Here is a 19701-nt window from a genome sequence, read left to right on the forward strand (position 1 = left end):
CCACTCAGCGACGCCGTCCGCCAGCGCGGCGCCGGCCGGCGAACGTCGCGCGCGATCGCCGATATGAGTTCAACCCACCGAGAACGCGGTCGCAGCCGTCAGTCGACCACCCCTGCCGTACATCCGGAAGAGTTTCATCTTGTGTTGAAACTAGTTTCAACGTACGGTGAAATTAACCTGTTGAGCATTGGTGAGGACCTGAGGATCGCAATGAACGCAACTGTTTCGACGCCCATCTCGACGAACTTTTCGACAACTTTTTCCGCGAAGCCGCATTACACCGAGTTGCCCGAGCGCATCGTGCCGGCGTTGGCCTCCTACCGAGCCGATCCCTCCCTGGTCGAGGAACGGCTCGCGAGACTGGGCGTCCCGGCCCCGCGCGACCCCGACGTCGAGGGCGCCACCGAACTACTCGACGACGTGACCTTCACCCACCGGTTCGTCGACGTCGACGGCACGGACGGCGAAACTGTCCGATTCCACTACGTGGAAGCCGGGCCGGCCGACTCCGAAATAGTCGTCTTTCTCCATGGCCTACCCGACTCCTGGTACCAGTGGCACCACCAGATGGCGGCGTTCGCCGGCGAATACCGTTGCATCGCCTTCGATCTCAAGGGCTACGGACAGTCGAGCAAGGCCGAGGGCGACTACCGCCACGAGGCGGCGGCCGAGCAACTGGTGGCCGCACTGGACCGCGTCGGCGTCGACCGATTCAACTTGATCGCCCACGACCGCGGCAGCGTGCAGGGCGACTTCATCGCCGCCAATCATCCCGACCGCGTGCTGCGGTACGGCCGCGGCGAGCAGCACCTCTACCACTTCCACCCGGCACTGGCCCCGCAGGCCGCGATGTTCCGGGATGCGCCGTTCACCGGACTGATGGCCGACCGGACCCGGTTCGTCGTCCTGGTGTACGCGTGGATAGGCCGCATCGACCTGCCGGACCACGAAATGCTCCGGGTGATCCAGGAATTCAGCTACCCCGACATCGAGAAGGCCGTACCGCGCTACTTCAACACCACCACGTTCCACATGGAGTGGATTGCCCGGCGAACGCGACTCCTCGAGCGCTGGACATGCCCGGTCATGGTGCTACAGAGCTACGAAGGCACCGTCCAGCCCCGCGAGTACTACGTGGACGCCCGCGACCACATCCCCCACGCGGCCGAAGTCCTGGTCCGTTTCGTCGACGCGGGCCACTTCTGGAGTCTGGAAGACCCGACGACCACCACCGCGCATCTGCGCGAACTGCTGGCCCTGCCCATCGCCGGCGTATCGGGGAGCTAGCGCTTCCTGACCATGTCCACGAACAACTGGTGCACCCGCCGGTCGCCCGTCACCTCCGGATGGAACGCCGTCGCCAACACGGCACCTTGGCGCACCGCGACGGGGTGCCCCGCGGCCTCGGCGAGCACCCGCACACCGGCGCCGATCCGCTCGACCCACGGCGCCCGGATGAACACCGCGCGCACCGTCCCGTCCAGCCCCTCGAACCGGATGTCGCCCTCGAACGAATCGACCTGACGTCCGAAAGCGTTGCGCCGCACCGTCATATCGATCCCGCTGAGGGGCACCGCTGCCCGGCCCTCCGCGCCGGCGTCCAGGATCTCGCTGGCCAGCAGAATCATTCCGGCACACGCCCCATAGGCGGGCAGCCCCTCGGCCAACCGGGCCCGCAGCGGGTCGAGCAGATCGAAGTCACGCAGCAGGTGACTCATCGCTGTGGACTCGCCGCCGGGTAGCACCAACCCATCCACGGCGTCCAGTTCGGCGCGGCGGCGCACCGTGACGGCCTCGGCGCCGGCTTCGCGCAGCGCGGCCAGGTGCTCGCGGGTGTCGCCCTGCAGCGCCAGCACACCGACCAGCGGCGCACTCACGGGGTGGTCGGCTGGTATCCGCGCTTGAAGCGGGTCAGCCCCTCCTGCATCACCGCGGCCACCATCTCACCGCTCTGGTTGAAGATCTTGCCCTGGCACAGCGAGCGGCCCCCACTGGCGGACGGCGAGGACTGGTCGTAGAGCAGCCATTCGTCAGCCCGGAAGGCCCGCATGAACCACATCGCGTGGTCCAGTGACGACACCTGCAGGTGCTCGCGCTCGGCCATGTGGGTGACCTGCGCCGAACCCAGCAGTGTCAGATCGCTCATGTAGGCCAGCGCGCAGATGTGCAGGACCGGGTCGTCAGGCAGCGGATCACGATGCCGGAACCATACCTGCTGCTGAGAAGCCTTGCCGGGCAACAGTTTCAAGCGATCACGGGGGACGATGCAGACGTCCCATTCCTCGAACTGCTTGAAACCCGCGTCATCGAAGACCTTGACCGAGGACAGGCCCGGCAGCCCGTCCGGTGGCGGCGCCGCGGGCATGGCGTCCTGGTGGTTGATGCCTTCCTGGTCGACCTGGAAGGAGGCCCCCATGCTGAAGATGATCTCGCCGTGCTGGATCGCGTTGACCCGCCGGGTGGCGAACGATCCGCCGTCTCGGGTGCGCTCCACGATGAAAACCGTGGGCTCCTTTGCGTCCCCGGGCCGCAGGAAATAGCCGTGCAGCGAATGCACCTGGTAGCGCGGGTCGACGGTACGCACCGCCGACACCAGCGACTGCCCGGCCACGTGCCCGCCGAAGGTGCGCTGCAGGAATCCCGATTCGGGGCTGAACACGCTGCCGCGGTAGATATTGACCTCGAGTTGTTCGAGATCGAGGATCTCTTCGATCGCCACGGACTGTTTTTACCAGCCGCCCGTCATCAGCCGCCCGTCACCAACCGCGTTGTGCCAGGCGATGCGGCTGCGGGATCTCCTCCACGTTGATGCCGACCATCGCCTCGCCCAGCCCGCGTGACACCTTGGCCAGCACATCCGGGTCGTCGAAGAACGTGGTCGCCTTGACGATCGCCGCGGCGCGCTGCTCCGGGTCGCCGGCCTTGAAGATCCCGGACCCGACGAACACCCCTTCGGCGCCGAGCTGCATCATCATCGCGGCGTCGGCGGGGGTGGCGATACCGCCGGCGGTGAACAACGTGACCGGCAGCTTGCCGGCCCGGGCCACCTCCACCACCAGATCGTAGGGCGCCTGTAATTCCTTTGCGGCGACAAACAATTCGTCCTCGGACAGCGACGTGAGCCGACGGATCTCCCCACCGATCGCGCGCATGTGCGTCGTGGCATTGGAGACGTCGCCGGTGCCGGCCTCACCCTTGGAGCGGATCATCGCCGCGCCCTCGGCGATACGCCGCAGCGCCTCTCCGAGGTTGGTGGCCCCACACACGAACGGCACGGTGAACTTCCACTTGTCGATGTGGTGGATGTAGTCGGCCGGGGTGAGCACCTCGGACTCGTCGATGTAGTCCACCCCGAGGCTCTGCAGGATCTGCGCCTCGACGAAATGCCCGATGCGGGCCTTGGCCATGACCGGAATGGTCACCGCGTCGATGATGCCCTCGATCATGTCGGGGTCGCTCATCCGCGACACCCCGCCCTGGGCCCGGATATCGGCGGGCACCCGTTCCAGCGCCATGACGGCGACGGCACCCGCGCCTTCGGCGATGCGGGCCTGCTCAGGAGTGACGACGTCCATGATGACGCCGCCCTTGAGCATTTCTGCCATGCCGCGCTTGACGCGCGCGGTTCCGGTTTGGGCCCCGGTTTTGCTCAAAGCCGGCTGGGCGCCGTTCTGCTGGCTGTTCACTACGCTCCTTGAATTTCGGGAAGTGACCACCAGTCTAAAGGGGACCGACAACCGGATTTACCCGCAGCGAAGGCCCACGTTGCCTTAAGCTCCGCGTTGTTGGCCAGCGAGTTGGGGAGCCTCGCGATGAATTTCGCTGTTCTGCCGCCGGAACTCACGTCGGCGCGCATCTTCGCAGGTGCGGGGCTGCAGCCCTTGCTGTCCGCGGCCGGCTCGTGGGACGGGTTGGCAGCCGAGCTGGAGGCCGCGGCGCGCTCGTTCAGCGCGGTCACCTCGGGGCTGGTTGACAGTGCCTGGCAGGGCCCGGCGATGCTGGCGATGACCCGCGCCGCGGCCCCGTATGTGACGTGGTTAACGACGGCGGCGACGCAGGCGGGCCAGACGGCCGCACAGGCGCGAGCGGCGGCGGCCGCGTTCGAGACCGCGCAGGCGGCCGTCGTGCACCCCGCGATGGTCGCCGCCAACCGGTCGGGACTGGTGTCACTGGTGGCGGGCAACCTGTTCGGCCAGAACAGCCCGGCGATCGCCGCCGCCGAGGCCCACTACGAGCAGATGTGGGCCCAGGACGTCGCCGCCATGGCCGGCTATCACGCCGAAGCGTCGGAGGTGGCCGCCCAGCTGGCCGGCGCCTATGCCGCCACCGGGCTGCCGGGCCTGAGCATCGACTGGGCCAACGGCACCTTCAACCTGGGCTCGGGCAACAAGGGCGCCAACAACATCGGGTTCGACAACGTCGGCAACGGAAACATCGGGATCGGAAACCGCGGCGACGGCAACATCGGCGTCCAGAACCGGGGCAACTGGAACGTCGGGCTGATCAACACGGGTAACCGGCTGATCGGGTACGGACTTCCGGGCGACGGCAACATCGGCGTCAACCTCATCGACCTCAACCCGGTGGGCGGTGGCAGCCCGACGACAACCGCCCTGCTGATGGGCGGGACGGGGCCCAGCCCGCTGCCCTGGTCAGGCTTCCAGACGCTGGCGAACAGCTTCATCACCCCGACCCATCCGTCCTACGACGCGCAGTTCCTGGTGACGCCGTCGAAGATGTTCCCACTCACCGGGCCGACCAGCCTGACCTTCGATGCCTCGATCGCCGAGGGCATGCAGCGTCTGAACGCCGCGATCATGAGCCTGCACGCGGCGGGCAAAGACACCGTGGTCTTCGGCCTGTCGCAGAGCTCCACGGTGGCGACGCTGGAAATGCGCTACCTGCAGTCGCTGCCGGCGGCATTGCGCCCGGGGACCGACGAATTGTCTTTCGTGCTGGTGGCCAACCCCAACCGGCCCGACGGCGGCCTGTTGTCGCGCTTTCCGGGCCTGTCGATACCGTTCATGGGCTTCACGTTCAACGGCGCGACGCCGGCCAACGTCTACCCCACCATCGATTACGCGATCCAGTACGACGGCGCCGCCGACTTCCCGCGCTACCCCCTCAATCTGCTGGCAACGGCCAACGCGCTGGCCGGCTTCGCCTACATCCACCCCTCGTACTCGCTGTCAGCGGCCCAGTTCGCGACGGGCATCGTGCAGCCGGTGTCCCCGGACAGCCTCACCACGTACATCCTGATCCCGACGCACGACCTGCCCCTGCTCAACCCGCTGCGCGCCGTGCCGTTCGTGGGCAACCCGCTGGCCGACCTGATCCAGCCGGACCTGCGGGTGCTCGTCGAGCTGGGCTACGACCGCACCGCCTACCAGGATGTGCCGGCGCCGTTCGGGCTGTTCCCGCAGATCGATCCGGCAGCGCTCGCCGCGCAGCTGCAGCAGGGCGCGGTGCAAGGAGTCGACGACGCGCTGAGCGGCCTCGGGTGGCCGCTGCGCTTACCGTGAGGCGGCGGCCGCGGGACTGACTACAGAGCGCCGTAATCCGGGCTCGCAGTCTGCGCGAACGGGGCCTCAGCTGATGGACTGCGGGACGACGGCGTCGCGCGGGGCCGAGTCGACCAGCTCGTTGGCGGTGGGCAGCAGCTCCGCCAGTTGCCGCGGGTACACGATTTCACCGGAGGCGACCAACTCGGCAATATCGGCCGGGCCGCACCACCGGGCGCCGTGAATGTAGCTGCGTTCCAACGCCGTTCGGCCGTCCAGCGCCGGCTCGAAACGCCGGGTGCGGTGCACGAGGTAGAACTCTTCGCTGTCGATCATCGAACCGTTGAACTCGAATACCTCGTCGCGCCGCCAGACGGGTCCGACCAGCGCGGCCGGCGGGACCTGCAGGCCGGTCTCCTCCGCCAGCTCCCGGGCCGCCGCTTCGGCCAGCCGCTCCCCCGGCCTGACTTCGCCGCCGACGGTGAACCACCACCGCGGGGCATGGGCGATCGCGGGATCCGACCCGCACAACAACAACACCGCGCCGCACTCATCGAGCAGTACCACCCGCGCCGAGGTGCGATGGTTGAGCTTGTCGCCGGTATGCCGCTGCGCGTGCGGCCGCTCGGCGATCTCGAAATAGGTTGGCAGCGGCGCCCTTCCGCCCAGATGGAACAACCGCACCATACGGCGCTCGGCCAGCACCAGGGTGTCGCGCACCGCGTCGTTGTGGAACCGGCGAGCCAGCAACACCCGTGCCTCGGCGTCGGCCAGCTCGGCCACCAGGGCCGCCGGCACCGACGCCGGGTCGACCAGTGCCAGGGCGGCCGACAGCTCGTTCTCCGCGGTCTCCCGCATGCCGCGCGGCGCCCGCTCGGCGACATCGGCCAGCGTCGCCAACCGTTGTCCCTCCGGCGAGCCGCCGTAGGCATCGATGGCGACCGCGCGCGCCACCACCGCGCGCCGCGCCAGCGCGCTGTCCAGTGCCTGCCAGGACAGGTCGTAGCGGACGTTGAGCCGGTCCAGCCGGTTGGCCCGCTGGTAGCCCCAGGCGCCGAACACCACCAGCACCACGAACAGCCCGGCAGCCAGAGCCCACAGCAGCCACGTCATCAGCTGGCCACCTGGACCTTCACGCCCGACCCGGCAACCGTCTCGTACACCCGCATGATCTGGCTCGCCACCACCGACCAGTCGTAGCGGTGCACCGCCTCACTGCCCGCGGCGACGTAACGCTCGCGCAGCGCGTCGTCCTGCAGCACCGCGATCAACGCCTCGGCCAGGGCATCTCCGTCTTCGATCGGAACGAGCCGTCCGAGTTCACCGTCCTGAAGCACCCGCCGGAACGCGTCGAGATCACTGGCCACCACGGCGGTGCCGGCGGCCATGGCCTCCACCAGGACGATGCCGAAGCTCTCACCGCCGGTGTTCGGTGCGCAGTACACGTCGGCGCTGCGCATCGCCGACGCCTTTCCGGCGTCGTCGACCTGACCCAGGAATTTCAGGTGGTCCACGAATCCCGTTGCTTGAGAACGTAATTCGTCCTCATCACCGCGGCCCACGATAAGCAGTTGCACGTCCGGAAAACGCTGCACGACGGCAGGCATGGCGGCCAGCAGCGTCGCCATGCCCTTACGCGGCTCGTCGTAGCGCCCGAGGAACAGCACCGTCTTGCCGGGCCGCGGATATCCCTCCAAGAGTGGTGCTGACGCGAAGGAACCGACGTCGACGCCGTTGGGGATCTCCACCGCATCCGATCCCACCGACTCCATCTGCCAGCGCCGCGCCAGGTCGGACACCGCGATCCGGCCGACGATCTTTTCGAACCTGGGGCGCAGCATGCCGCCCAGGACCGACATGGCCATCGACTTGGTGGTCGAGGTGTGAAACGTCGCCACGATCGGGCCTTCGGCGATGTCCAGAGCCAGCAGGGACAGGCTCGGAGCGCCCGGCTCGTGCAGGTGCAGCACGTCGAAATCGCCTTCGGCGAGCCACTTCTTCACCTTGCGATAGGTGACCGGGCCGAACCGCAGCCGGGCCACCGACCCGTTGTAGGGAATCGGGACGGCCTTGCCGGCGGACACGACGTAGTCCGGCAGTGAGGTCTCCGGAGACATCGGCGCCAGCACGCTGACCTGGTGTCCGCGCTCGATCATGACCTCGGCCAGCTGCAACACGTGCGACTGCACCCCGCCGGGCACGTCGAACGAGTAGGGGCAGACCATCCCGATCCGCATCAGCCGTCCTTCAACCAGGCCTGCCGGTCGTCCGACAGATCCGCCAGCCACTGCGGTTGCAGCATGTGCCAGTCTGCGGGATGGGCAGCGATATTGCGCGCGAACTCATCGGCCAGCGCCTGGGTGATGGCGCCGACGTCGCCGCTGCTGCAGTCCAGGGGCTCCTGCATCTTGCATTCCCAGCCGTCGCCGGAGAACCAGCAGTGCGAAGGCAGCAACGCCGCGCCCGTCTCGATCGCAAGCTTGGCCGGCCCGGCGGGCATCCGGGTGGGTTCGCCGAAGAACTCGACCTCGACGCCGGTGCGGGTGAGGTCGCGCTCGGCCATCAAAGCCACGATTTGGTTGCTGCGCAACCGGTCACAGAGCACCTCGAACGGCGGTCGTTTCCCGCCGGAGTGCGGAATGACCTCGAATCCGAGGGTCTCCCGGTAGTCGATGAAGCGCTGGTACAGCGATTCCGGTTTGAGACGCTCGGCCACCGTGGCGAAGGTGCTGTAGGTCTGCGCCAGCCAGACACCGTTCATGTCCCAGTTGCCGCTGTGCGGTAGTGCCAAGACCACGCCGCGGCCAGCGGCCAGCCCGCCGTTGAGATTGTCCTGGCCGTGGGTACCGCTGTCGAGCTGGCGCGTCAGCTCCTGCAGATCCATCGTCGGCAGCCGAAACGCCTCACGCCAGTACCGCGCGTAGGACGCCAGCGAGGCGCGCATCAGCGAGTCCGGAACCCGCGCAGGCGGCACCCCGGTGACGCGCGCCAGGTTCTTGCGTAGCTGCTCGGGCCCCCCGTTGCGGGCCGCATAGCGGGCACCGGCCTCAAAAGCGTTGCGCGCGGCGAACTCCGGCAGCACCCGCACAGCCCGCCATCCGGTGGCATAGGCCCAGTCGGTGGCCTTGCCGGTCAACAGATCACGGGGGCGGCCGGGCAGTTTGAGGCCTACTGATGGCGGAATCACTGCTCGTTCTTTCCTGGGATCTCGTTCTTTCCTGGGATGGGGATACGGTCGACGGCCCCGGGCGAGGTGCGGACCGCGTACAGGCGCTGCCCGCAGGTGACCACGCTGAGCACAGCCAGCAACCACATCGCGATCGGCAGCGCCGGCGGCCAGGGCACGAACGGGAAATCCGAAACCCCGGCCCCGACCAGCACGATGATGAGCCGCTCGGGGCGCTCGATGAACCCGCCGTCACCTCGCAGACCGCTGGCTTCGGCCCGGGCCTTGATATAGGAGATGACCTGCGAGGTGACCAGGCAGATCAACGTCGCCGCGGTCAAGAGCATGTCGTGCATGTGGAAGGCGATCCACCACGCCAGTCCGCAGAACACCGCTCCGTCGCTGATGCGGTCGCAGGTGGCGTCCAGCACCGCGCCGAACCTCGTGCCGCCGCCGCGGATGCGCGCCATCGCCCCGTCAGCCATGTCGAACAGCGTGAAGAACCACACCACACACCCGCCGACGAACAGCTTGCCCATCGGAAAGAACACCAGGGCGCCGGCCATCGAGCCGACGGTGCCGATGACGGTGACGAGGTCCGGGGTCAGGCCGACCTTCAAGGCGCCCCTGGCGACCGGGTCGGTGGCGCGGGCGAAGAACGCCCGGGACAGGAACGGCAATTTGCTCATGAGTGCCTCATGGCTGGTTCGCCCACTCGTCGGCGAGCAACCGGCGGGTTTCGCGCAGCAACTGCGGTATCACCTTGGAGCCGCCGACGATGGTGATGAAGTTGGCGTCGCCACCCCACCGCGGGACGACGTGCACGTGCAGGTGTTCGGCCAGCGAACCACCTGCCGAGGTGCCCAGATTCATGCCGACGTTGAAGCCGTGCGGACGCGACACCGTCTTGATCACCCGGATCGCCTTCTGGGTGAAGGCCATAACCTCGGCACTCTCGGCTTCGGAGAGGTCCTCGAGTTCCGACACCCGCCGGTAGGGCACCACCATCAGGTGACCCGGGTTGTACGGGTAGAGGTTCAGCACGGCGTAGACCAGTTCGCCGCGCGCCACCACCAGTCCCTCTTCGTCGGACATTCGCGGGATGTCAGTGAACGGCTCGCCGCGGCTGGCACTGTCGCGGGTCGCGGGCGCTTCGGCCAGATAGTTCATCCGGTACGGAGTCCACAACCGCTGCAGGTGGTCGCGCTCGCCGGCGCCGCGGTCGTGAATGGTGTCTTCGCCACTCGGATCAGTCACTGCCACTCTCCACGACTTTCACCAGTTCGGCTGTGGGAGTGGCGTTCTCGCGGCGGGCGATCCAGTCGACGATGGCCGCCACCGCGGTGTCCCGGGGCACCCCGTTGATCTGGGTGCGGTCACCGAAGCGGAAACTCACCGCCCCGGCCTGCACGTCGCGGTCACCGGCCAGCAGCATGAACGGCACCTTCTGGTTGGTGTGGTTCACGATCTTCTTGGCCATCCGGTCGTCGCTGGTGTCCACCTCGACCCGCACACCATGCGATCTCAGTTGTGCCGCAACATCTTCCAGGTACGGGATGTGCTCGTCTGCCACGGGTATGCCGACCACTTGATGCGGCGCCAGCCAGGCCGGGAACGCGCCCGCATAGTGTTCGGTGAGGATGCCGAAGAACCGTTCGATCGATCCGAACAGCGCCCGGTGGATCAGCACCGGACGCTGCCGGGTTCCATCGCTGGCGGTGTATTCCAGCTCGAAGCGGTCCGGCATGTTGAAGTCGACCTGCAGCGTCGACATCTGCCAACTGCGACCCAGCGCGTCCTTGACCTGCACGGAGATCTTTGGGCCGTAGAACGCCGCGCCACCCGGGTCGGGCACCAGTTCCAGGCCGGAAGCCTCACCGACCTCTCGCAGGATCTCGGTGGCCTGCTCCCACACCTCGTCGGAGCCGACGTACTTGTCCGGGTCCTTGGTGGAGAGCTCCAGGTAGTAGTCGTCCAGGCCGTAGTCGGCCAGCAGGTCGAGCACGAACCGCAGCACCGAGGTGAGTTCGTCGCGCATCTGGTCGAGGGTGCAGTAGATGTGCGCGTCGTCCTGGGTCATGCCGCGCACCCGGGTCAGGCCGTGGATGACGCCGGATTTCTCATAGCGGTAGACGCTGCCGAACTCGAAGAGCCGCAACGGAAGTTCGCGGTAGGACCGGCCGCGGGAGCGGTAGATCAGGTGGTGCATCGGGCAGTTCATCGGCTTGAGGTAGTAGTCCTGGCCGGGCTTGCGCACGGTGCCGTCCGGGTTGAACTCGGCGTCGAGTTGCATCGGCGGATACATCCCGTCGGCGTACCACTCCAGGTGTCCCGAGGTGATGTACAGCTGTTCCTTGGTGATATGCGGGGTATTGACGAACTCGTACCCGGCCTGCTCGTGCTTACGCCGCGAGTACTCCTCCAGTTCCCGACGGATGATGCCACCCTTGGGGTGGAAAACCGCCAGGCCGGAACCGATTTCGTCCGGGAAGCTGAACAGGTCGAGCTCGACGCCCAGCTTGCGGTGGTCGCGGCGCTGGGCTTCGGCGATCAGCTCCAAATGGTGGTCGAGGGCCTCCTGCGACTCCCATGCGGTGCCGTAGATGCGTTGCAGGCTCGCGTTGTTCTGGTCTCCGCGCCAGTACGCGGCCGAGCTTCGGGTCAGCTTGAACGCGGGGATGTGCTTGGTGGTGGGGATGTGCGGTCCGCGGCACAGATCGCCCCACACCCGTTCGCGGGTGCGCGGATTGAGGTTGTCGTAGGCGGTGAGCTCGTCTCCCCCGACTTCCATGACGTCCGGGTCACCGGACTTGTCGTCGACGAGCTCGAGCTTGAACGGCTCGTTGGCCAGTTCCTCGCGCGCCTCGTCCTTGGACGCGAAGACGCGGCGGTCGAAAAGCTGGCCTTCCTTGACGATCTGGCGCATCCGCTTTTCCAGCTTGTCCAGATCGTCGGGGGTGAACGGTTCGGCGACGTCGAAGTCGTAGTAGAAGCCGTCGGTGATGGGCGGGCCGATGCCGAGTTTGGCGTGTGGAAACAGGTCCTGCACGGCCTGGGCCAGCACGTGTGCCGCCGAGTGCCGGATGACGCTGCGGCCGTCGTCGGTGTTGGCTGCCACCGGGGTGACCTCGGCGTCGGCGTCCGGCACCCAGCTGAGGTCGCGCAGCTTGCCGTCCGCGTCCCGGACGACCACGATCGCGTCGGGCGAACCACGCCTGGGCAGCCCGGCCTCGCCGACAGCGGCCGCCGCGGTAGTCCCGGCGGGAACCCGGATCGGGGCTTCAACGGCTCCTGAGACGGGCTGTGCGGGGACGCTCATTGCGTGGTTCTCCGTGGCTTGGGCATGTTCGCGGGCATGGCGGAATCGATCGCGACCATGCTATGCCGAACGAGACGGGCCCGAGCCGATGCCCCCGGAGCGGTTCACAAATCGGCGGGGCGGGCCCAGTAGCCGCCCAAGAGCGTCCTAGTGGCCGAGCATCGCCACTGCCACTGCCGGCCGCAGCGCGTGGGCGGGCCGGAACGAGCCGGTCCGCGCGCCGACGAGCCTGCCGCTTACCTGCCGGTGCGTGCGCCCGTGGCGCCTCGAGTCGTGCAGCTTCGCCAACGTAAATCGGTTGCTCTCGCCGTCGTAAAACAAGCGCAAGATATGAGCCGGAAAGTATCCCATCAACAGAATCGCGATGGTCATCAGCGCAGTGCGGCTGTTGACGCGGTGCACCTTGGTGGTTCGCAGATAGCGCGTCGCATAGCGGTAGAAATCGCGCGGCGAATTCTCGACCCGCCGTCCGGACAGGCCGGCGATCAAGCTGCGCTCGTATTCGATGTCACAGCCATTCTTGAACAACACCAGGGCGAGGTCGATATCTTCATGCAGTTGGTCTTCGAGGTCCAGCCGGGTGAGGTGGCGAACCGCGCGCCACGCCGACGCCCGGACCGCCATATTGGAGCCGAACAGGAACCGTTGGTCTTTCGCCTTGCGGTGCAACCTGTCGCGCACGGCACGGTCGAGACGAAAGGTCGCTTGCCGCAACGGCATATCGTAATAGAACACCGGACCGGTGACCGCGTCGACAGCCGGATCGCGGAATCGGCGGCGTATCGTCGCGACCCAGTTGGGCGCTATGACGGAATCAGCGTCGATCCGGCCGATGACCGTGCTGCGCACCTGGTCGAAGCCGCAGTTGCGGGTGGGCGTGATGCCCTGATATTCGTTTTGGGTCAATATCCGGATAGGGATATGACGGTTCTCGGCTTGCAGCCGACGCACAATCGTTTCGGTGCCGTCGGTGGACCTGTTGTTGACGACGATGATTTCGTCCGGAAGCGATGTCTGGCGGAGACAGGACGCGACGCACCTGCCGATAAAACGTTCCTCGTTATAGGCGGGAATGACGATTGCGACGGAGGGTCCCGATCGCTCGGCTGACCGCGCTGGACGATTTACCGCATTCACGATTTCGGTCATGGTCCCGACCCATTGCCTCTGCTGCCGCATATTGCCCGATGCGTCCCCACGAGATGCGATAGGGACGCCCAGGTCGATCAGCGAGCGGCCATCGATCGACCTTCATCAATATTCGACACCTATGCAATGATTTGTCAAGGACATTATTTCTGACGAATATTCAGTTTTCGGACAGGTGCATCAACCGCCCCGTGTTACGGCTGCCCCGGCTTGAGTCGCACGAAAAGGGCGTTCGCCTCGGTCAGCAAGGTGTCCCCGTCGCGCAACCGGCCGGACACGAAGATCTTGCGTCCGTCCTCGACATCGACTCCCGCGTCGAACTGCAACTCCCTTTCGATCGGCACGATATTGCGGTAGTCGATCTTGAGGTATGCGGTGCGCTGACGGCGGCTGCCGGTGAGCACCGACGCCGTCAGCCCGAGCACCGTGTCGAACAGCATGCCGAGCGATCCGCCGTGTACGGCTCCGTTGCGGCCGAGGTGGAAGCGGGCGAACCGGGCCCAGCCCTCGATGCGGCCCGCGTCGGTCTTGTGCGCCTGCATCGGGATGGTCAGGACGTTGCCCCGCATCGGCAGGTCCATCCGCCGCCCCGACGGCGACTGCCATTCGTCGGCGTCGAACGGGGCCAGCAGTGCGGACAGTTCTTCGAGCCGGTTGGCTGCTTCCGTGATCACCTCGTCCGGCGCGTCGACAGCCCGGGCGTGGTCCTGCAGCCTGCGCACCCCTTCGATGAAACGGTGGTAATCCGGGCCGCCCTTGTCGGTGGGTTCAGGGGGGTTGAATCCCCCGCCGGGGTGCGGGGCCGCGTTGCTCGTCACCAAGACACCGTATGCGAGCCCCGAGGGGCGCCGGTCGCGCTAACCGGGTTGGCCGGGGGCGCCCTGAACGCCCGCTTTCCCGGAGGCACCGCCGGCTCCGACGCCGGACGACCCGTCACCGCCCTTGCCGCCGGCGCCCAGGGCACCGCCCGCCCCTCCGGCGCCACCCCCGCCACCCCCGCTGGCCGCACCGTTTGTGCCCGTATGACCAAACAACATGCCGGCCGATCCGCCGATCCCACCGCCACCGCTGCCGCCGCCATCGCCGCCGGCGCCACCGGCACCGCCGTCGCCACCCGCGCCGCCCGGTCCGCCCTGTCCGCCCTGACCGGCAAAGCCGCCGCCGCCGTTGCCACCAGTTGCTCCGGCGCCACCCACGCCGCCTGTGCCGCCGACGCCGCCCAGACCCGACCCACCGCCGCTGCCGCCGTCACCGATCAACAGGCCGCCGCGTCCGCCGTTGCCGCCGTCGCCGCCCAGACCGCCGACGCCTCCGGTGCCGCCGGCGCCACCGGGACCCGCGTTGCCGCCAAAACCACCGCTGGCAAAGTTGGCCCCGCCTGCGGTAGCGGAGCCGCCCTCACCGCCACTGCCTGCAGTACCGCCCGTGGCTCCCGAGCCACCTCCACCGCCCGTGCCCCCCAGGCCGCCGGCACCGCCGTTCCCGATAAGCAGCCCCGCATTGCCGCCGTGACCGCCCGCGCCACCGGTCCCGCCGGCACCGCCCGACACCCCGGTTGCGCCACCGCCACCCGCTCCGCCACTGCCGCCAACGCTGTTGCCGGAAATGTTGCTGAGCGCCCCGCCGCCGGCACCGCCTGCACCGCCTGCACCACCGGGCGCGCTGGCGATGTTCCCATTGCCGCCGATGTGCCTCCATTGCTGGCCCCGTTGTCAACGAACACGAACCCACCCTCGCCGCCGGCGCCGCCGTTTCCGCCCGCTCCGCCCGTGCCCCCGTTGCCACCGATACCGTCTCCGACCGCGCCGGCGAAGATTCCCGCGAAACCGCCGGCACCACCGGTACCGCCGGTGGAGCCGAGGCCGACGTCCGCCCCGTCTCCCCCGGTGCCCCCGACCACTCTTCCGTTGACACCGCTCAACACGTCAATGCTGCCGGGGGCGCCCGTGGCGCCGACTCCACTGATGCTCGGATTGATGCCCGCCGCACCGGTGAGGCCGGTACCGCCTTGACCGCCAACTCCGCCGTCGCCGAACAAGAGGGCACTGCCGCCAGCGCCTCCATGCCCGGCGATTCCTCCCTTGATGCCTGCCATCGCCGCCCCGCCGTTTCCTCCCGCGCCACCGTTACCGAACAGCAGTCCACCGGTGCCGCCGGAGCCACCCGCCACGCCGGCGCCACCCGTACCGCCGGCACCGCCGTTACCCAGCAGGCCCGCCGCGCCACCATTGCCGCCCACCTGACCCGGCAGGCCGTCGCCGCCGCGGCCACCGTTGCCGAAGAGCAACCCGCCCGCACCGCCGTTCTGCCCTGGTCCGCCGTTGCTGCCGTCGCCGATCAACGGTCGCCCCAGCAGCGCCTGCGTCGGTGCGTTGACCACACCGAGGATTTGTTGTTCCACGGCTTGCAGCGGCGAGGCGTTGGCCGCCTCGGCGCCCGCGTACGTCCCGGCGCCCGCGATCAATGCCTGCACAAATTGCCCGTGAAACGTCGCGGCCTGCGCGCTGACCACTTGGTACGCCTGCGCGTATCCACCGAATAGAGCTGCAACGGCCTCCGACACCTCGTCGGCCCCGGCGGCCAGCACCGACGTCGTCGGGCCCAGCGCTGTCGCGCCGGCCCCGGCAAGTGCGTCGCCAATACGGCCCACATCCCCTGCCGTGGCGGACAATAACGCCGGTATCGCAACTACGTATGACATGAGAACCTCCTGCAACGAATCAGTGCTGGATGAACACGAACGGCCATATTCAGGGCTCCTTTCGTCGGAGATAGGGAACTCGGAGATAGGGAACAAAGCCCTTCACCGTTGACCATGACGTGGACGCCTGCGTGTCAGGCAACGCATGCATCAACCGTGCTGCCCGGTCCCGCCGGGGCTGCCGGGGCTCCCGTCAGTGCCGTTCAGGCCGCTCGAGGTGTTCCCGACGCCCTTGGCCCCGCCCTTGCCGAAGGCGCCGCCCGCTCCACCCTGCCCACCGGCACCGCCCTGGCCGGCGGTTCCGTTGGTGCCCTCTTCGCCGAAAAGCAGTCCGCCGGCACCGCCCAAGCCCCCGACGCCGCTGCCGCCCCCGGCACCCCCCGTACCACCGGTGCCTCCGTCACCACCTCCGCCCCCGGAGCCGCCCGCGCCGGCAACGCCGGTACCGGTTGCGCCACCTCCGTTACCCCCAAACCCGCCGGCACCGCCCACGCCGCCGGTACCGCCGGCGCCACCAACGCCCGCAGCGCCACCGGCACCGCCATTGCCGAACAGGAAACCGCCGGCACCGCCGTTTCCACCCCGCCCACCCGATCCCCCGGTTCCTCCGAACCCGCCCGTACCGCCGTCTCCTGCGGCGCCGCCATTGCCCCCCTTCGCGCCGCTACTCCCACCGAGGGCTGTCGCCTTCCCACCATTGCCCGCGTCACCACCGTCACCACCGGCCGCACCAACTCCCCCGATCCCGCCCTGCCCACCGACGCCGCCGTGACCCCCCTGCCCGACGAAGACGCCACCACGCCCGCCGTCACCGCCCGCACCCCCGGCACCACCCGCACCGCCAGCGGTGCCGAAGCCACCGTCACCGCCTCTACCGCCGGCACCGCCGAAACCCCCGGCTCCTATGCTGTCGGCGCTGGCGCCATGGCCTCCGGCCCCGCCAACCCCACCGGACGCCTGCGCGGCGGCGCCATCTCCGCCGATGCCGCCGATTGCGGTACCGCCCCCGCCGTACGCCGTTCCGCCACTGCCGCCATTTCCCCCGTTGCCACCGGCGCCGCCGGCGCCGCCGTTGCCGCCGATCGCGAAATTCGTCAGGGAATTGGCGCTGCCACCATTTCCTCCGGTGCCGCCGCCGGCACTGAGCCCACCGTCGCCGCCGGTGCCTCCTGAGGTGCCGTAGGCGCTGCCGCTCACGGAATCATTCAGGCCCGGCGTCCCGGAAGCGGTCGGGCCGTTCACCACCGGATTCACGCCGTTGACTCCCGCCCGGCCGCTACCGCCCTGTCCGCCGGCCCCACCGTCGCCAAACAGCAGGGCGTTGCCGCCATGGCCGCCCTGGCCGGGAATGCCGCCGTTGATACCGGCCAGCGCGGCGCCACCCTGTCCACCCGCGCCTCCGTTGCCGAACAGCCATCCACCGCTGCCACCGTTGCCGCCGACCGCACCGGCTCCCCCGGTGCCTCCGGCTCCGCCGCTGCCAATCAATCCGGCCGCGCCGCCGTTGCCGCCCACCTGTCCCGGCAGCCCGTCGCCCCCGCGCCCGCCGTTGCCGAACAGCAATCCGCCGGCCCCGCCGTTACGGCCGGGCGCGCCGGCGGCGCCGTCGCCGATCAGCGGGCGGCCCAGCAGCGCTTGGGCGGGCGCATTCACCACGCCCAGCAGAAGTTGGTCAGCGCTGGTGGCCTCGGCACCGGAATACGCCAGGGCACCGGCATTGAGTGCCTGCACGAACTGTGCGTGAAATACGGCGCTCTGCGCGCTAACGGCCTGATAGGCCTGCGCGTGCCGACCGAACACGGTCGCGATCGCCGCCGATACTTCGTCGGCCGCTGCAACCAGCACCTCAGCCGTCGGGGCGAAAGCCGCTGCGTTGGCCGCCCCGAGCGCGGCGCGGATGCTGGCGAGATCCGTTGCTGCGGTGGCTAATAGCTGCGGGTGAGCGACGACAAACGGCATGGCGGCCTCCAGTTAGGACCCACTCCCGGTTCGGGCACACGTATTGTGCGCCGCTGGACCGCTATGCGTTTGCGTTTCGGACTGAACCTAAATCAGTTCGCACTCCACCGGCGAAATTGAATTCAATTGCTTTGTGCGGCACCGGCCGCCGACAATGCCTCGAATTCTTCATCGGTGAGGTCGATGTCCGCGGCAGCGACGTTCTCTTCCAGGTGCGCGACCTTGGACGTGCCCGGGATCGGCAGCATCACCGGTGACCGTTTGAGCAGCCAGGCCAGCGCCAGCTGTGACGGCGTCGCGCCGTGCGCGGCGGCGATCTTGTGCAGCGGCCCGTCCGGTGCCGCCAGCGGACCGGACGCCAGCGGAAACCACGGGATGAATCCGATGCCCTGCGTCGTCGCGGCGTCGAGCAGCGGTTCGGCGGTACGGGTCGTCAGGTTGTACATGTTCTGCACCGACACGATCGCGGCGATCTCGCGGGCGGCGTTGAGTTGGTCCACGTCGATTTCGGACAGGCCGATATGGCGGATCTTGCCTTCGCCCTGCAGCGTCACCAATTCACCCAATTGGTCGCTCAGCGGAAAATTCGGGTCGATGCGATGCAACTGGAACAGATCGATCGTCTCGACGCCGAGCCGACGCAGGCTCATCTCGCACTCTTGCCGGAGATAACTCGGATTCCCCAGGGGAATCCAGACATTCGGCCCGGTGCGCAGCAGCCCGGCCTTTGTGGCGATCACCAGACCCGGGTAAGGGTGCAACGCCTCGCGGATGATCTCTTCGGACACGTAGGGGCCGTAGGAATCGGCGGTGTCGATGAAATTCACGCCGAGGTCGACGGCCCGACGCAGCACACGCACACATTCGTCGCGGTCAGCCGGCGGCCCCCAGACGCCGTCGCCGGTCAACCGCATGGCGCCGAATCCGAGTCGATTGACGGTCAGGTCGCTTCCCAGGGTGAATCTTCCCGATACGTGTGCAGCCACGGTGTCGACCGTACGCGCGTTGGGCGGCGAGTTCTGCTCTACAACCGCGCGACCTCAGCTCAACCACGGCGCGACGAAGCGGCGGACGATCGCCTCTTCCGCGCCGTCAATGCCGGTGACCGGCCAATAGAGCAGGCCCAGCACTACCCGCACCATCCATAATGCGGCGAGCTTGTCATCACCGGGTAGGCCGGCGATAACGGCCGCCGCCTCGGGAATGCGCGGCGAACCGATCAGCGTCTGTTCCACCAGTCGGCCCGTCTCCCGCGAAGCACCTACCGACGCGAATACCGGATGCGAGCGAAGGACCTTGAGTGACACCAGGATTGCTCCCACAGTGCGTTCCTCTGCGGGCAGCGCTTTGACCGTCTGCGCCACCGTTTCGGCCACCTGGTTGGTCGCCCGAATCAAGATCGCATCCCGGATCGCGTCAATCCCGCCCGCGTGCCGGTACACAGTCGCGCGTGAACAACCGACGTTCCGGGCAATCAGATCGATACTGAGCCGATCAAAGCCACGAGTCTCCACCAGTGCAGCAGCGGAATCGTAGATGCGCTCCCGCGCGTGATGACGCCTATCGCCGGCCAGCCAATCCACGGCCCTGATACTAACGACATCGATCGCGCGATCGGCGCGCATTTGTGATCAAATGTTCACGGCGTTGCTCAATTGTCCGTGCGTGCCGATGTTTAGCACCGAATCGAGCCCCGTACACCGTTGATCAATATGTCTCGCGCTGAGACGCCGCCGCGCTGCACCCGGGGCAAAAGCGCTGGTCGAGCGGTCGAGGTGAGACACCGCGGCGCCACCGAATTCACGGCCGATTATCGATTCCCGGCAACCGCTTGACACTTTCCATCACTACACCGAATGATCCTGTTATGCAAATGAATTCGGCCGCGTTGCCACAGCATGGCGGC

At 67.9% G+C, this 19701-nt stretch carries 16 protein-coding genes and 1 pseudogene; 2 read left to right on the forward strand and 15 right to left on the reverse strand.

Annotation, left to right across the window (positions count from 1 at the left end):
• Window positions 1-210: 210 nt before the first annotated feature.
• Window positions 211-1287: an alpha/beta fold hydrolase gene (locus tag QXK92_RS07930; RefSeq protein WP_306241119.1), complete on the forward strand. Its 1077-nt coding sequence runs from the start codon at window positions 211-213 to the stop codon at window positions 1285-1287.
• Here QXK92_RS07930 and pdxT read toward each other — a convergent pair.
• The 3 genes from pdxT to pdxS are packed head-to-tail and all read right to left on the reverse strand — an operon-like array spanning window position 1284 to window position 3605.
• Window positions 1284-1877, reverse strand: a complete 594-nt coding sequence (gene pdxT, locus QXK92_RS07935) for a pyridoxal 5'-phosphate synthase glutaminase subunit PdxT (protein WP_306241120.1) — start codon at window positions 1875-1877, stop codon at window positions 1284-1286. The two genes, QXK92_RS07930 and pdxT, sit on opposite strands and share 4 nt — an antisense overlap.
• Window positions 1874-2719 carry an acyl-CoA thioesterase II gene (tesB, locus tag QXK92_RS07940; RefSeq protein WP_306241121.1) on the reverse strand — a complete coding sequence of 282 codons (846 nt, stop codon included), beginning with the start codon at window positions 2717-2719 and terminating at the stop codon, window positions 1874-1876. Before tesB ends, pdxT begins: the two co-directional genes overlap by 4 nt.
• 37 nt (window positions 2720-2756) lie before the next feature.
• A complete protein-coding gene (pdxS, locus tag QXK92_RS07945; RefSeq protein WP_371934198.1) occupies window positions 2757-3605 on the reverse strand; it encodes a pyridoxal 5'-phosphate synthase lyase subunit PdxS in 849 nt (282 codons plus the stop codon).
• A gap of 207 nt (window positions 3606-3812) precedes the next feature.
• Between pdxS and QXK92_RS07950 the strand changes: the two genes are divergently transcribed.
• Window positions 3813-5522 carry a PE-PPE domain-containing protein gene (locus tag QXK92_RS07950; protein WP_306241122.1) on the forward strand — a complete coding sequence of 570 codons (1710 nt, stop codon included), beginning with the start codon at window positions 3813-3815 and terminating at the stop codon, window positions 5520-5522.
• Window positions 5523-5588: 66 nt separating this feature from the next.
• Here the strand turns inward: QXK92_RS07950 and QXK92_RS07955 are convergent, their stop codons facing one another.
• The 12 genes and pseudogenes from QXK92_RS07955 to QXK92_RS08015 all read right to left on the reverse strand — a co-directional run bounded on the left by QXK92_RS07955 (window position 5589) and on the right by QXK92_RS08015 (window position 19378).
• Window positions 5589-6614 carry an NUDIX domain-containing protein gene (locus tag QXK92_RS07955; protein WP_306241123.1) on the reverse strand — a complete coding sequence of 342 codons (1026 nt, stop codon included), beginning with the start codon at window positions 6612-6614 and terminating at the stop codon, window positions 5589-5591.
• On the reverse strand, window positions 6614-7738 hold the full coding sequence (locus QXK92_RS07960) for a glycosyltransferase family 4 protein (protein ID WP_306241124.1): 1125 nt from the start codon (window positions 7736-7738) through the stop codon (window positions 6614-6616). The genes QXK92_RS07955 and QXK92_RS07960 overlap by 1 nt, the downstream gene beginning before the upstream one ends.
• Entirely contained in the window at window positions 7738-8688 is a 951-nt protein-coding gene (locus QXK92_RS07965) for a phosphatidylinositol mannoside acyltransferase (protein ID WP_306241125.1), read from the reverse strand. Before QXK92_RS07965 ends, QXK92_RS07960 begins: the two co-directional genes overlap by 1 nt.
• A complete protein-coding gene (gene pgsA / locus QXK92_RS07970; protein ID WP_306241126.1) occupies window positions 8685-9356 on the reverse strand; it encodes a phosphatidylinositol phosphate synthase in 672 nt (223 codons plus the stop codon). Before pgsA ends, QXK92_RS07965 begins: the two co-directional genes overlap by 4 nt.
• A 7-nt stretch (window positions 9357-9363) precedes the next feature.
• Window positions 9364-9924, reverse strand: coding sequence for an HIT domain-containing protein (locus QXK92_RS07975; RefSeq protein WP_306241127.1), 561 nt, complete (start codon window positions 9922-9924; stop codon window positions 9364-9366).
• The gene (gene thrS / locus QXK92_RS07980) at window positions 9917-11986 is read right to left on the reverse strand and encodes a threonine--tRNA ligase (protein WP_306241128.1); all 2070 of its coding nucleotides are present in this window, start codon (window positions 11984-11986) and stop codon (window positions 9917-9919) included. The genes QXK92_RS07975 and thrS overlap by 8 nt, the downstream gene beginning before the upstream one ends.
• Window positions 11987-12133: 147 nt before the next feature.
• A complete protein-coding gene (locus tag QXK92_RS07985; RefSeq protein WP_306241129.1) occupies window positions 12134-13135 on the reverse strand; it encodes a glycosyltransferase family 2 protein in 1002 nt (333 codons plus the stop codon).
• 194 nt (window positions 13136-13329) lie between these two features.
• On the reverse strand, window positions 13330-13953 hold the full coding sequence (locus QXK92_RS07990) for a PaaI family thioesterase (RefSeq protein WP_306241130.1): 624 nt from the start codon (window positions 13951-13953) through the stop codon (window positions 13330-13332).
• A 39-nt stretch (window positions 13954-13992) separates the two neighbouring features.
• Window positions 13993-15836, reverse strand: a pseudogene (locus QXK92_RS08000) (PE family protein).
• A 150-nt stretch (window positions 15837-15986) separates the two neighbouring features.
• Window positions 15987-17795, reverse strand: coding sequence for a PE family protein (locus tag QXK92_RS08005; RefSeq protein ID WP_306241134.1), 1809 nt, complete (start codon window positions 17793-17795; stop codon window positions 15987-15989).
• 122 nt (window positions 17796-17917) lie between these two features.
• On the reverse strand, window positions 17918-18781 hold the full coding sequence (locus QXK92_RS08010) for an aldo/keto reductase (protein WP_306241135.1): 864 nt from the start codon (window positions 18779-18781) through the stop codon (window positions 17918-17920).
• A gap of 54 nt (window positions 18782-18835) precedes the next feature.
• Window positions 18836-19378, reverse strand: coding sequence for a TetR/AcrR family transcriptional regulator (locus QXK92_RS08015; protein ID WP_306241136.1), 543 nt, complete (start codon window positions 19376-19378; stop codon window positions 18836-18838).
• Window positions 19379-19701: the final 323 nt, after the last annotated feature.

It is taken from the genome of Mycobacterium sp. TY815, from assembly GCF_030755135.1.
Lineage (GTDB): Bacteria > Actinomycetota > Actinomycetes > Mycobacteriales > Mycobacteriaceae > Mycobacterium.